This is a genomic window from Anabaena sp. TISTR 8404, from assembly GCF_056847745.1.
Genome location: NZ_CP180578.1, coordinates 503890 through 518447, shown reverse-complemented (window position 1 = coordinate 518447; position 14558 = coordinate 503890). Strand labels below are relative to the sequence as shown.

At 41.9% G+C, this 14558-nt stretch carries 8 protein-coding genes; 4 read left to right on the top strand and 4 right to left on the bottom strand.

Translation table 11 applies throughout. From position 1 onward, the window contains the following. Positions 1-17: 17 nt before the first annotated feature. Positions 18-1712 (top strand): serine/threonine protein kinase, encoded by a 1695-nt coding sequence (locus ACMX3D_RS02320; protein WP_482749884.1) that lies wholly within the window; start codon positions 18-20, stop codon positions 1710-1712. A gap of 312 nt (positions 1713-2024) precedes the next feature. On the opposite strand, the gene ACMX3D_RS02315 is transcribed toward ACMX3D_RS02320, so the two are convergent. Continuing rightward, a complete protein-coding gene (locus ACMX3D_RS02315; RefSeq protein ID WP_482749883.1) occupies positions 2025-3026 on the bottom strand; it encodes a CsgG/HfaB family protein in 1002 nt (333 codons plus the stop codon). Between the two features lie 281 nt (positions 3027-3307). Between ACMX3D_RS02315 and ACMX3D_RS02310 the strand changes: the two genes are divergently transcribed. Beyond that, the gene (locus ACMX3D_RS02310; protein WP_482749882.1) at positions 3308-4498 is read left to right on the top strand and encodes a DUF4336 domain-containing protein; all 1191 of its coding nucleotides are present in this window, start codon (positions 3308-3310) and stop codon (positions 4496-4498) included. Positions 4499-4647: 149 nt separating this feature from the next. Beyond that, positions 4648-6048 (top strand): collagen-like protein, encoded by a 1401-nt coding sequence (locus ACMX3D_RS02305; RefSeq protein ID WP_482749881.1) that lies wholly within the window; start codon positions 4648-4650, stop codon positions 6046-6048. A gap of 119 nt (positions 6049-6167) precedes the next feature. Here the strand turns inward: ACMX3D_RS02305 and ACMX3D_RS02300 are convergent, their stop codons facing one another. The 3 genes from ACMX3D_RS02300 to ACMX3D_RS02290 form a co-directional block, all read right to left on the bottom strand. Continuing rightward, positions 6168-6740, bottom strand: a complete 573-nt coding sequence (locus tag ACMX3D_RS02300; RefSeq protein WP_482749880.1) for an ABC transporter permease — start codon at positions 6738-6740, stop codon at positions 6168-6170. Positions 6741-6974: 234 nt separating this feature from the next. Continuing rightward, complete coding sequence (locus ACMX3D_RS02295) at positions 6975-11420, bottom strand: nitric oxide synthase oxygenase (RefSeq protein ID WP_482749879.1); 4446 nt, start codon at positions 11418-11420, stop codon at positions 6975-6977. 614 nt (positions 11421-12034) lie between these two features. Continuing rightward, positions 12035-12832, bottom strand: a complete 798-nt coding sequence (locus ACMX3D_RS02290; RefSeq protein ID WP_482749878.1) for a PhzF family phenazine biosynthesis protein — start codon at positions 12830-12832, stop codon at positions 12035-12037. Between the two features lie 193 nt (positions 12833-13025). Here ACMX3D_RS02290 and ACMX3D_RS02285 point away from each other — a divergent pair, with 193 nt between their 5' ends. After that, on the top strand, positions 13026-14414 hold the full coding sequence (locus ACMX3D_RS02285) for an aminopeptidase P family protein (protein WP_482749877.1): 1389 nt from the start codon (positions 13026-13028) through the stop codon (positions 14412-14414). The last annotated feature ends 144 nt before the right edge of the window (positions 14415-14558 follow it).

Sequence of the window (14558 nt, the reverse complement as noted above, 5' to 3'; positions counted from 1 at the left end):
CTGACTTCTGACTTCCCATGAGCTTTTGTATAAATCCAGTTTGTCCCAAACCCGACAATCAAAACAACGAAAAACACCGCTTCTGTCAAAGTTGTGGTTCTCCGTTAGAATTACCGGGGCGTTACCGCGTCATTCGCTTGTTGAGTGATAAAACTGGCTTTGGCAAAGTTTATGAAGCACACACAAAAGATATACCAAAAATTCTCAAGGTGCTGCGAGAGGATCTGTCAGCCAACGCAGATGCAGTGGCAATTTTTCAACGAGAAGCAGCTGTGTTAGGACAATTGCATCATCCAGGTATTCCCAAAGTCGATGGTTATTTTCAATATCAAACACGAAATAATTTGATATTACACTGCACTGCAATGGAAAAAATCGATGGGTTGGATTTAGAACAGTGGATGAACCAGCAGCAATATCATCCGATTTCCCAGACCCAAGCTATTGCTTGGTTACAACAAATAACAGAAATTTTAAACTTAATCCATAGCAAGCAGTATCTTCATCAAAATATTAAACCAGCAAATATTAGACTGCGTGCTAATGGGCAATTAGTATTAGTTGATTTTGGGACATTAAAAGAAGTTGCTAGGCAGTATCTTGCACAATTTAGTAATAGTGGTGAAATGACATCAATTATTTCATCGGGCTACAGTGCGTTGGAACAAATGCAAGGTCAAGCCGTACCGCAATCAGATTTTTTTGCTTTGGGACGTACCTTAGTATTTTTGTTAACAGGGCGGCATCCTTTAGATATGTGTGATGCCCGCAAAAATTTACTGCAATGGCATAATTTTGCGTCTCATATTTCACCTGAATTATTGAATTTAATTGACTGGTTGATGGCAACAAAGGTAGAACAAAGACCAAATAATGCCCAAGAAATATTGCAGCGTTTGGGAGAAATTGAACAACAGCAAGTTAAGTTTAATATAGTAAATAATTTTCAACAACAGCAGTTTTCTCCGACTATTGCCAAAACCGAAATCGGAGAAAAGTTGCCTTTAATAGCATTATTAGTCGCATTATTAGTGTCATTGGGCTTAGTTGGATTCATGGCTTTGGGAATGCGATCGCCTCAACTTTCTTCCTTCATCACCCAAACACAAGCTCCTGTAAAAAAAGGTAAAATAGACTTTTTTTATTATCAAGAAGGCAAAGATAGTCGAGGTAAAACAGCAGAGTTTAGCATTGCTATTTTATCAACAGAATATAAATGGCTTTTGAATAGTAACTTTCAAATTAAACACAAAGATAAAATTGTGAGTATCGATTTTTTAAAATTAAATCTCGAACAAGATGGAATCCAAAAAATCATGGAATACCCTACAGAAATAATATCTGTAGGCACAACCGCGTGTAACGGCGATTTAGCAGTTGCCCAACGTCGTGCTTTAGAACGTGCCAAGCAAGTTCAAATCTTAGCTAAAAAACTATTTAAAAATGCATCTAGTGTTAAAGGTTATCGCTTATTAAATCTTGGTAAGTTTCAGCATGATAAATGTCAACCTAATCAAGATATAACTGATTATCAAAGCAGTATTATGATTATTGGTGTGAGAAAAAAATCCAAAGGCGTAATTTTAGATGAAGCTCTGCGCGATAGGTTAATAAATCAGCCATTTGCAGATTTCAAATTAGATGATTATTCCTTAGGTTCAATTGATAAATTTACAACCATTCCCCAACCTATATTGATACGTGGTAGGTAAAGATTTCTAAGTTTTGCTCCAGGTAACTTAAGGCTGCTAGATATGAACCAATAACCTGGTTCATATCTAGTTTTACTGACCGAACCAAGTAGGGGCGCAGGGGGCAAAGGGGAAAAGCAAAAACTCGAAAATGATTGTCCCCTGTATGCCTGCAATCTGGTCACAAGCCCCCGAATTTATTCGTGGAATCGCCCCTTTTCTCCCTATCCCCCACCAAGCACATCCATTCATGGATGGGGTCTTCTCACCTGCTAAGCGCTCCCTACCTCTCCGCCACGTCTTTGACTAACTAAAAATGCCCATTTAATTTTTCTACTTGACAGGTTTAGCAATATCACCAACTTTCAGTCCTGTACCAGAAATAATCTTGGCTACACTCGATTGAGCATCGGCTTCTGTAATTTCAATTGTGCCAATATCTTGGGTAATTTGACGAATAACTTTACCTGTAGTGGGGTCTTTAACTGTTCTGGTCACTCTTTGAATCGATAGTTTTAATCCTTGACGATAGCCATCACTTGTACCTTTATTTAAAATAATTGTACCTCCAGCAACATCAGCAACTACTGCGTTTACAGTTGGTGCTGTTGTCAGTGCAGTTGCGAGATTTAGCGATTTACTGCTAATTTCTTGTACTACTTGGTCAATAGCGGCAACTGTAGCATTCGTTAATAATTTTGCTTCTTTACTAGAACTTGTATCTACACTAACACCGCGTATACGAACAGCACCTTCACCATCGCTAGATTTACCATTTCCTTCAGCAATGGCCAGAATTTCGGCACTAGAAGTATTTACCAAACGCACATTTAATTTAACATTGGCGCTAGTTTTGCCACCTCCTACAGCTACTCCAAAAATACTCACACCTGCGCCACCACGTTCAATATTAAATTCAGTAATTGAGCCAATCAAGATTGTATCTACACCTAAAATGCGCCCTATTTTAGCTGCGGTGCTGGCATCAATTCTGCCAGAAGCACCTAAATTTTGTTCAGCCAGAATAGCTTCAAGTTTACTGCGTTCAATAACCCGAAAATTACCGCTTTCAAATAGTTTATTTACTAAAATATCGCTGACACCTTTAGCACTCGTGTTCCACCACCAAATCCAATTATTAGAAACGTTGCTATAGTCAAAGTCAAGGACAGCGATACGGGGCTTTTCTTTATTGTTATCTTTGAGGTTGGCAGTTAAATTTTTGGACAAATTAATTGATGATAATTGTTGATTTGCACTTGCTGGTTGAAGATGATTAAAATTGATACCTGCCAACAAAGCGGACGAAAATACGGACAGAACAAGTTTCTTCATAGAAAGCAATTGCCTGCTAAATGATCTAGATTTTTGATAGATTGAAATATTTAACTTGGTGTAATCATAATCACATTCTTGGTGATAATGAAGCTCAAACACACAAATTACATAAAATATTTATAGAAACTCTAAGTAAAAACCAGTAAAGTTAACTTGCTCTATATCAAATCATTATATTTGTCTAAGTGTAAATTACACTTGATTGCTGTACAGATGCAGCTAAGAATCTACTGAGAGATTGTTGAGCAAAAAGAGATGAGCATTAGGTAAATTCATCTATGCATTCCAGTAACAACCCAAAAGATTGGTCATGGCCGTTCTGGCCTGTTGTCCCGTTGTATCCCTACAACAAACGGCGGACACTTTGCCAAGAAATAGTTAAAGATACCATCTGGACATTTGAGCAGTTTCACGGCATTCTCTACACCATTGTGCCGATTCGGATGACTGTCATCAAGCTGACAGGTGGTGGTTTGCTTGTTTATGCACCAGTTGCACCAACAGTTGAATGTGTCCGTATGGTTAACGAGTTGGTAGCAACGCATGGTGAGGTGAAGTATATCATCCTACCAACCAGTTCTGGTCTAGAACACAAAGTTTTCGTCGGCCCCTTCGCTCGATGTTTTCCCCAAGCCCAGGTTTTTGTTGCGCCCCATCAATGGAGTTTTCCGTTCAACTTACCGCTGAGTTGGCTAGGTTTTCCCCAAAAACGGACTCAGGAATTACCTGAAGATTCGAGTCTTGCACCTTTTGCTGATGATTTTGAGTATGAGGTGTTAGATATCAATTTAGGAAGGGGTGCTTTTGTGGAAGTGGCATTTTTTCACAAGCGATCGCACACTCTACTCTTAACCGATACGATCATATCTGTACCCGAAAACCCACCCGCTATCTTTCAATTAGACCCATACCCCTTACTATTTCACGCCAGGGAAAATGCACTCCAGGGTATTGAAGATAACGTAGCAAACCGCAACAAGGGATGGCAGCGTATTTGCTTGTTTGCTATATATTTTCGTCCCAGTACGCTAGAAGTAACTAACCTGGGCGAAAGTTTGCGCGATGCAATTCAAGCACCAGACCATTCTCAAAAAGCATACCTTGGTTTATATCCATTTCGTTGGCAACCAAATTGGCAACAGTCTTTTCACGCCCTCAGTGGTAACGGTCGTCCATTTGTCGCCCCAATTTTGCAAACCCTGATTCTTCCCCAAGCACCAAAATCAGTCCTCGACTGGGCAGACAAAGTTGCAACTTGGGATTTTCAACAAATTATTTCCTGTCATTTTGATGCGCCTATTACCACTAGTCCAAGTCAATTCCGGCAAGCATTTAGTTTCTTAGAAAAGCAGCCATCAGTAAGTGCAGAAAGTCAGCCTTTGTTAGAAGAAGACTGTAAATTTATCAAGGAACTAGAAGCAAATCTATTGAAGCGCGGTATTGCTACACCACCTCAAGAAAAGGTCTAATATCGGAATCCGATTTGATTAAAGATTGTCCTAATCTAAAATCCAAAATTTAAAATCCAAAATTGATTCACTCAGCACTGTATATGGAGCAAATTTCTGTAATACAACGTCATATTGGGTAAATATCACTAAAGTTTAGGTTTTGCCCGATGCACAACAGTCTTAGGGGTAAGCTGCCACTCCTGCTGACATTTTGTTTATTTACTAGCTTGTTACCTGCTTCTGGTTCTATATTATGTCCAGCGATCGCTAATAATAAATACCTAGCTAATCGGGATTATGGCAGAGATGGTAGTGCTGGGACAAGTGGGCGATCGGGTAGAGATGGTCGCGACGGTCAAAACCAAATTATTTTTGTCAATGGTTCATCAGCCAACCTTGATTTATCAGGTCAAGACGGTGAGGATGGCGAAGACGGCGGACGCGGTTATCGACCTAACTGCGGTTATCAACCAGAGTACGTAAATCATGATATTCAAGCCCCCGATGGCGGCGCTGGTGGCAATGGTGGTAAAGGCGGAGATGGGGGAAATGGCGGTTCTCTCACGGCTTATTACACGAATTTAGAAGACCTACGAAAAATTCTTGTGTGTGCTACCCCAGGCGAAGGCGGACGCGGTGGCCGTGGTGGTTATGGTGCGACTGGTTGCAATTGTCGCCGGCGCAGTTGGGAAGTGGAAAGCTGTACAGGTACTCCCGGAAGTTCTAATTACAAATGTACTAAGAAGCGTTACAGATGTTACAACGGCAGGAATGGGCGGGATGGTAGCGATGGTAGAGATGGTAGTACCGGGCGCTTAGGAGTTTTGAGTATTGTAAAAAGTAAAGAACCCTTGGCTGCTGAGACTCCTAGTGTCAAGTTATCAGTTGCTGAACTAACTGGTAAACAGTTCACTCTCTCGAAAAATCAATGGAATCTTCGCACAGGTGCAACTTCGTTACTTGCGCCTGGTTCTATCATTGCCGATGAGTACCGCGAATTCGCCCAGCGTTTGGAAGAATCTTTTCAAATTGTTTGGCAGGAGAAACAATCTAGTGATAGTTTTGGTAACCAACCTGTGACAGTAACCTTAAATGACAGCAAGCAAGTAGAAGTTACTTTTCCTGAAGATTTGTGGGTTGCTGGTAGCAGTAAAAATGAGAATAATTTGACCACCTATACTGTTAACAATGCAATTCTCAAACAAGATGTTACCCGCTTAGCAGTAGCCGAATTTGCGGATGCGGGAGAAAATCTCAATTTAAAAATAGTTGATTTAGCAGCAAAATCTGACGTGCTTCAGACTAAATTTCGCGTCAAATTTCGGGCGCGAGATAACTTTGGCGGTTTTTCTGACTATCAAACTTTTTACGAAGGCGATATTCCTCCTGAATTTGTCACCCGTGACTATAATCGTTTTACTTTAGCTTTAGGCAAGCTAAAAATACCAGACGATGCCTTACGTCCTGGTGTGAATGTTGACATTGAAGTGATAGTAACGCGCTCATTAGGAGAACGTTCGGCAAAGCAAACTATTAACTGGCAGAGTGCAATTCGTAAGCCCAGATAAAAGTTTAACAACACAGAATTCATACTAAGTTGCGTTCAGACATAATATTTTTACTCCCTACTCACCACTCCCAGCCCAAATTACTATCTTTGATAGCAACTCGGTATGAATTCTTACTTTTAACTAGATTTTTTACTCTCAGAAACCATCTGTGCTAATAAAGCCCCCATGAAATCTAAAAACTGATCCAATAAAGTGCCAATAATCCCGATGTAAAGTAAAACCTGAATGATGTTATTAGTATTGCCAGCTTTATAAGCGTCCCAAAGAATAAAACCTAAACCTCTGGGGCCGATTAACATTTCTATGGCAATAACTGTAAACCATGCTACCCAAATCCCAACTTTCAGCGCATGAAATACATGAAATATGGCAGCGCGAAAGTTATTATTTTGCCTACGAAAATGTTGTAAACCTATTGCCACGTTAATGATAATTGTCCAGAGAGTGGCAATAAATATCACAATTACAGAAGCAGGTTCACTATCTTGAAACAGGATGAGGGCAACTGGTAGTAGGGCTAAAGGCGGAATGCTATGAGGTATCTGAAATATCCTTCTAAAAATTTGATACAGTGTGCCATTTATCCCAATGAAATATCCAATGAAGCTACCGAAAATAGCGGCCGGAATGTAACCTACAAACAGTTTTTGCAGGCTGGCTAAAAAGTCTAAAAATATAGTCTGTTCCATGCCTCAGTTGTTATTTGGAACGTTTAGATATTACTGCGGCAATCAACAACAAACAGTCAATAGATAACTCAAGCGAATGATATTATTATGGTTTGATTGAATTTACTTTATCAGCAAAATAAAAGTTAAACCCAAAAAATAAATAAAATCTCAATAATTCATTCGTGAATAACAAGATCCCCGACTTCTCAAAGAAGTCGGGGATCTAAAGCCCACTAATTTTTACTTGATGTCTCAAATATTATAGGCAATTGAAGGTTGTGCTACCTCTTGATGTGGTGCATGATCATCTGCTGATTGATTGACTCGATGTAGCCATTTTTCGGCTTTTGAGTAGTTATCTTTCTGCACTTGTTTGATGGCTTGTTTGTAATTCAGCGTTACACCCCAAACATCAGAAGTGAAGCGTTTTTCATGTTTCATTTTTTCAAAGAACTGGACAGCTTCTAAGTGGGATAAACCACCTTCATTGTTGGCGATCGCTAACATGACTTCATAAACATCATCCGCCATTTTGGCATCACCACAAACATAATAGTGGCATTTCGGATGACTCAGCAGTTGCCAAATTTCTTTTGGTCGTTGCTGCATTAAATGTTGCACGTAAACTTTTTCGTTGCTGAGGCGAGAAAATGCCACGTTTAATTCCGAAAGCACGCCCTGATTGTGCCATGTCTGCAATTGCTCTTGATAAAGGAAGTCATGGTGGTTGCGACAACCAAAGTATAAAATTGCATCTGCTAAGGATTGTCCTTGCTGCAACAGAACTTGTCGGTGTTGCAAAAAGCCAATCAAAGGCGAAACCCCAGTACCAGGCCCTACCATCAGCATAACTGCCTCTGGGTCACTGGGTGGACGGAAGGTAGAAGTGCGAACATCTATTCGGACTTTTGCGCCTGGTTGCAGTCCAGCTAGGTAGTTAGAACACAGTCCTTGACGGACTTTACCCGCATCGGTGGTAATTTGCAATACCCCAACTGTGATTTGAATTTCTTGAGGATGCAGCACCGGACAAGAGGAAATTGAGTACAGACGTGGTTTTTGTTTTGGAAGCAACTCTAGTAAGGCGGCGAGGGTAATTTTCGCTTCAGGAAATTCATCGAATAAATCAGCCACACTCATGAAATTGTCGGTGATGTTTTTGGTGAGCGCAATGCTGTCGGGATGATCTTCCCCTTGGCGGCGAATTTCTAACCAAGTTTCTAGGCGCTGTTTTTCTGCCAAGTTTTGCGTAGCGGAATGTAAATATGCCAACAAATCATTGAGTGGTTCCCGCAAAGCTAAATCTAGTTCCTCATACAGCAGATGACCGACTGTTGTGGGTACAGCTATCGGGGGTTGGTCTTCGGTTTCCGTACCATCGGCGTTGATGTAACTTGCACTAAAGTAGGTGTCTGGTGTGAGATTTAGGCGATCGCAAATTCGCTGGACTAATTCTGGAGGATTATTCGGATACACTGCTACATGATCGCCTGTTTCATAATTCAGGTGAGTATTGGCAATGTCGAAGCTCATAAACCGGGTGGAACGGCTACCAGGAATTACTTGTTGCAGTAGTTCTTGGTTGGCGACTACAGGCACTTCTATACCCCGCTCACCACTACTTACCGCTACAGCCAAGTTCTCTACGTCGCTATCACTCAAGAATTTTACTTGCAATTGCGGAGCATGGGCAGCAGTTGCATCAGCCGCAGTCGCATCTTCGCCCAAGACACGGCTAATTAATCTCTGCCATTGCTTGAAGGTATCAGCTTGGCCTTTGATTTCGTCAGCTTTATGTAAGGGGACGATACAGTTTGCACCGGCGCGAGCTAAGGCTTTATCCACTGCAATTGCCGCAGCACAGAATTGTTCATAAACAGTACTGCCCAGACCCAACACAGAATAATTTAAACTCATCAAAGAACCAGGTGGTTGCTTTTTCAACCACTGCAAGAATTGTTTGCCGTTCCCAGGCATTTCGCCTCTACCAAAAGTGGAGGTGACAATTAGTAAGAGTTTCTCTGAGCCTAAATGGTTTGTGTCGTACTCATCTAGTGCCATCACCTTGGGACGATAACGACTTAAGCGCCGCGCCGCATTCCTAGCAAAACCTTCGGCTGTCCCGGTTTCTGAGGCGTACAAAATCAAGATGCGGTCTTCTTTGTTGTCGTCTTCCTCCACAAATGTTGTGAATTTTTCTAAATCAATACCATCTTCCACTGCCCAGCGATCGGCGGCATGATGATAGGCAGGTTCTAAATAAAAGTCGCGGGTTTGGTGATGCCAAACTGGACAAACACTACCGCCAGCCGGTGGTACAACCCAACCCCACTCCGCTGGACATTCTCTGCCTGCTTTCTTTTCTCGCAAATCGTGGGCAAGGTATTGGCGCGAGGCAGATTGGTGATCTACCATTGTCACCTTGGCTTTTTGGAAGGAGTGCAGAACGGCAATATTCAGTTCTAAGGAGACGCGATCGCGCCATAAGGTATGCTCGGAACTAGTATCTAATTGCAGAACTTTGGCGATTTCTTCGAGTTTGTTGTAACGCCCTTCTTCTAAGAAATCGCGCATGATTTCTGTACCCATGTACCAGCCATTGAAGGGAACGCAACCGTATGTAATCCCACCAATATCCATGCGGAAATTACTGATAGCAGGGATGGCATACCAACGCAAACCTAAAGATTTAAATTCGGCAATGGTGGGATGTTCAATTTCGACTTCTAAAATATCTTCTTTGGGGAATTCATAAAGCTTTGGCTCCATTCCCGGCACTTCAATGACTATCGGTAAAATATCGTAGGGTGTACGCGGTTGGGGTGGTTGCCAACCAAGTTTGATGATAGCGTTGGTCAAATCTAAGTTAGCAGGATCGCCCATAACACTGCCATCTGGTTGTTCGTAGGCGGCATAACGCAGTAATTGGGAATTCCACAGTCGCGGCCCCCAGCGTTCTTTTGGTAGTTTGGGACGGAATGCGGTCATGGTCACTTGAATATTGCCGTCATTTGTTCCCAAACGCAAATGTTCGAGTAATTCTTTGAACATTTCATCGGGGTCGGTGATATGGCGGCAATCGCGCACTACCATATTATTCCACTGAATCCGACCAATACATTTGGAAGCATTCCGCCAAGCTAACTGTGCGCCATAAGCCAGTTCTTCGTAGGTATGATGATAAGTACCTGTAGCTATAACTTCTGCTTGAATTTCTGCCCAACGTCGCGCTTGATGTTCTGGTTCCCAACCTTGTTCACTGGCAATTACTTCTAAAAATTGCCGTGCTTTTTTCAGTAACCGTTCTTCATTCAACTTGGGCAGTTTCATGACATTGGTAACGCGATCGAACAATGTCTGCCATGCCAGCCGTAATTCTGGGGTAAAATTCGGCAAGTATTTTTCAAATAAGGTAAACATGGTGTCCGAAATCGCAGGATAGGCACAAGATGGCACTCCCACACTGCCGTGAATTTGTCCTAATAACCGCAATTCCAGCAACAGTTCGTCTGTACTTTCACTTCTCAAGCAACGCATGAGAAAATCTAATGATTGAAATAGGTGCAGCGACAAGTAATCAATATCTGCCCTGCCAAAAATTGGCAACACAAAGGGATATTTTTCAAACAAAGTTTGATAAAAGACCATCCCCATTTCTTGCTTGTTTTGGCTAAATACTTGCCAAGTATCTGCCATCTGCTTGAGTAATTCTGGTGGTAAGGCATCTTCGTAGCAGTGAACAGCCTCTACCATTGGCACAATAATATTAGTATTGAAAAACTTGTAGAGTGCAGAGTTGACACCTTTAGCTAAATCTTGGCGATCATATTCTTCTAAATATGGAATTGAGGGTAACATCCACATCCATACTTGTCGCGCCTTAACCCAGTGGTGCGGACGCATCCCAATATCTGCAAATAAAGCCCCGTAGTCTTCTACAGTATCGAAATCATCGCCTTTTTCGTAAGGTACACCTGTCAGTGGTTCGGAAATGATAGTTTGGGTGTGGGGCTGGAGTTGGTGAATACAGTAATCAAATAACTCATAAAAGTAATCGGGCATACTGTCGATCGCTTCCCCAAAAATATGCTCTAGTTCTGGTTCTTCTAGCAACAGTCGCTTAAAGAACTTTTCCATTTGCAGTTCTTTCCAAGCCCGCAGCTTATTCCAAACATCTTTGACAATGACTTCTTCGGTAGGGGTGAGGGGAATAGCTTCGGGAAGTTCGACTTCTTTATCTGTTGTTGCAGTTGGTTTGATCTGAAAGCGTGAATGACTGTGCTGATTTGCTAACAGTTTGATAGTACTGCTACTGGCTTCACCGATAGTCTGGGTGATACGTGCTTTCAGGGTTAAGTGGGGTGCCAAACTCCAGGTGGTAATCGGAAATTCTAGTTCAATTGAGTTGTGTCCATGCAGAAAATCTTGAGCTGCAAAGGTAACTGTCCCGGCATCGTGCCAAGGTTGTGTCATGTCGCCTTGACGGTAACATAGAGTAATGGCGATCGCGCAGTCCTTATAATTGGTGACATTCAACAACCAACTTGGCTGCATCCGCGAAAACAGATCCTTGGACAAAATAGACTGTCCATGCTCAGACAGTATCTGTACACGACATTTATATTTAAAATCTCTACCTGCGGGGAAATCGGTGGCGGAGATTTCTGTTAAATGAATAAGTTGTTGATTGTAATCCATGTTTAAAAATTACTGGGATGAATAGCAAGTTCAGGCTGAGGGTATTTTGATTGCCAACTTTGATACCAAAAGTTGCTGCAACATTGGTGTTACTGGAATTTCTGCGGAACGGACACATAAAAAAGAAACATCAATATCTGAGGCGGTTACGGTACAAACCACACTCCAACATGACGCATATTGTTGTGTAAGTCTTGCAGCAGGGAACAGGCTTGAAAGTCTTGTGTTACATACCTTTTTGGTAAAGACTTGTACCTCATTTACCCGCAATCTGCTGTATGTATTTGGTTAGAAACTGCTTTTTACAAGGTAATAGAAGTAAAATTTTTCAAAACAGAATCCAGTAGTTAGCCATCAAATTTCCGCAAAGATGGGAGTCCGCTTGATAAATTAGTTGTGTTGAAAACCTCTAATAATTGACTCTGACCCTTTAACTCTCAGCTTTGTATAATTTTTAAACAGGTATTTGCACATATACACTGACTCACAATTCTTGAAGTGGGCATTAACTAAGTTGAAGTTTGCGTGCTAGATGATACTTAAGGTTGTATTATACAGGTTTTTTAAGTGTAAATCACTACAATCTTGCTACCAAATTTTACTTTTTGTATCAATTAATAAATTAGTTCGCCTTGCAGGATGGTAACTGCTTGACCAGATAGGAGAACGCGATCGCCGCCATCATAATACAACTTCACTACACCGCCGCGACTAGATGCTTGATAAGCCAAGAAGGTATTTTTACCCAAGCGATCGCGCCAAAAAGGAGCTAAACAACAATGGGCGGCTCCTGTCACTGGGTCTTCATCAATGCCGAGGGCTGGTGCAAAAAAGCGAGAAATAAAATCATATTCCGAGCCTGGAGCAGTTTTGCTGGTGACAATTACGCCATCCACAGGGAATGTTTTGAGAATTGGAAAATTCGGCTGCATTTGTCGTACTACATCTTCCGATTCTACCTCTACGAGATAACCGAGGGAATTTTGGTAGACAGCTTTGTAATTTACACCTAAAGCAATACTGAATTCAGGAGGTGCGATCGCTGGTTGCGAGTGATTTGCCGGAAAATCTAGCTCAATCCATTCATCTCGCAGCTTGGCAATCAGTAACCCGCTTTTGGTATGAAATCGTGCCACTTCGTAGCTTGATAAATGCCCCTCCGACCACAGCACATGGGCGCTGGCTAGAGTTGCATGACCGCAAAGTGGTACTTCCACTGCTGGCGTAAACCAACGTAGATGGAAACCATCATCCTGTTTGACCAAAAAAGCCGTTTCAGACAAATTCATTTCCTGTGCAACCTGCTGCATCCAGCGATCGTTTTGTGGTGCAGGCAAAACACAGACAGCAGCAGGATTACCGCCAAAGCGTTTATCGGTAAAAGCATCGACCTGAGTAATGACTTGTCTCATAGAGTTACTCTAGAAGTTGGAGCTATATTATGTTTATCAAAAGTGCATGAGATATTTACGGATTATTACAATAGAATTTAGCAGTCAGAATTCAGTAGAAATTCTGTGCGACGGGTGGATAAATAAACGCTGAAACTTTTTCCCTCGCTTTCTGGTTCTAAATTCTGAATTAAGCGCGAATGTCTTCTTCTCTATGGTTATACACAATATCCCTAGTTCTCTCGCCGATACCCTACGTTACAGACGAGAAAAACTAGCTCAGTTAATTGATTTCCCTGTAATTCTCTGGTCAGGAAGTAGTAGCCCCCGCAACTTTCCTGCTAATCCATATCCATTCCGCGCCAGCAGTCATTTCCTTTACTTTGCTGGCTTACCTCTACACAACGCCGCCATTCGTCTAGAAGCAGGCAAACTTGAGTTATTTATCGATGATCCCCAACCAGGTAGCGCCCTATGGCATGGTGAAACACCCAAACGAGCAGAAATTGCCGAAAAGATAGGCGCAGATGTTGCCAGAACCATGTCTGAGTTGAAACATCGGGGAAGTGGTGCAGCCTCAATTCCGGTGTTGAATTATGGGATTAACCTTGTACAATCACAAATACTAAAAAGACCGATAGCTCCACTTAATGACCTTTATGGACTAGATTTAAAGTTAGCCAAAGCAATTGTCACCTTACGCCTCACCCACGATGCTGGGGCGTTAGCTGAATTACGCAAAGCTGCGGCTGTAAGTATTGCTGCACACATAGCTGGTATGGCAGCTACCCCAAAAGCAAAACAGGAGGCAGAAGTCCGGGCGGCAATGGAAGGAGTAATTATTGCCCAAAATATGACAACTTCTTACAACAGTATTGTCACTGTTCACGGCGAAGTTTTGCATAATGAGCAATATCATCACCCACTGCAACCAGGAGATTTATTACTTGCTGATGTGGGTGCAGAAACAGAAACTGGTTGGGCGGCTGATATTACTCGTACTTGGCCTGTTTCTGGTAAATTTTCGGCCACGCAACGAGATATTTATGATGTTGTATTAGCGGCTCATGATGCTTGCATTGCCAAAATTCGCCCAGGCGTAGAGTACAGAGATATTCATTTATTAGCGGCGACAATTATTGCTGAAGGTTTAGTAGATTTAGGTATTTTACAAGGCGATCCCCAAGATTTAGTCGAAATAGATGCTTATGCACTATTTTTCCCCCACGGCATTGGGCATTTACTTGGTTTAGATGTTCATGATATGGAAGACTTGGGAGATTTAGCGGGATATGAGGGAGAAAGAAAAAGAAGCGATCGCTTTGGCTTAAGTTACCTACGTCTCAATCGTCCCCTACGTCCTGGAATGTTAGTCACAATTGAGCCAGGATTTTATCAAGTCCCAGCTATTTTAAATGATTGGCAAAATCGCTCAAAATACCAAAATTTAGTGAATTGGGAGCGTTTATCACAATTTACTGATGTCCGAGGTATCCGCATTGAAGATGACGTTTTAGTTACCCCAGATGGTAGCGAAGTTTTAACAGCAGCATTACCAAATGATCCTGAGTCAATAGAAGATTTAGTTATAGCAAAGTGCTGAGTAAGAAAAAAATACTCAGCACTTTGGCACTATGGTAAATGCCCCGCCCAAGCGTGGGCAGAATCTTCTTATCGGGAGAAAATCGATACCCCACCCAAATGTGGGTGATCTTTTAACTCAGCACTCAGCACTTTCAACTCAGCA

Excerpts from the sequence above, each read along its gene's own strand:
- ACMX3D_RS02300 (WP_482749880.1), bottom strand. The coding sequence starts at position 6,740 with ATGGAACAGACTATATTTTTAGACTTTTTAGCCAGCCTGCAAAAACTG.
- ACMX3D_RS02310 (WP_482749882.1), top strand. The coding sequence starts at position 3,308 with ATGCATTCCAGTAACAACCCAAAAGATTGGTCATGGCCGTTCTGGCCT.
- ACMX3D_RS02305 (WP_482749881.1), top strand. The coding sequence starts at position 4,648 with ATGCACAACAGTCTTAGGGGTAAGCTGCCACTCCTGCTGACATTTTGT.
- ACMX3D_RS02320 (WP_482749884.1), top strand. The coding sequence starts at position 18 with ATGAGCTTTTGTATAAATCCAGTTTGTCCCAAACCCGACAATCAAAAC.
- ACMX3D_RS02315 (WP_482749883.1), bottom strand. The coding sequence starts at position 3,026 with ATGAAGAAACTTGTTCTGTCCGTATTTTCGTCCGCTTTGTTGGCAGGT.
- ACMX3D_RS02285 (WP_482749877.1), top strand. The coding sequence starts at position 13,026 with ATGGTTATACACAATATCCCTAGTTCTCTCGCCGATACCCTACGTTAC.
- ACMX3D_RS02290 (WP_482749878.1), bottom strand. The coding sequence starts at position 12,832 with ATGAGACAAGTCATTACTCAGGTCGATGCTTTTACCGATAAACGCTTT.
- ACMX3D_RS02295 (WP_482749879.1), bottom strand. The coding sequence starts at position 11,420 with ATGGATTACAATCAACAACTTATTCATTTAACAGAAATCTCCGCCACC.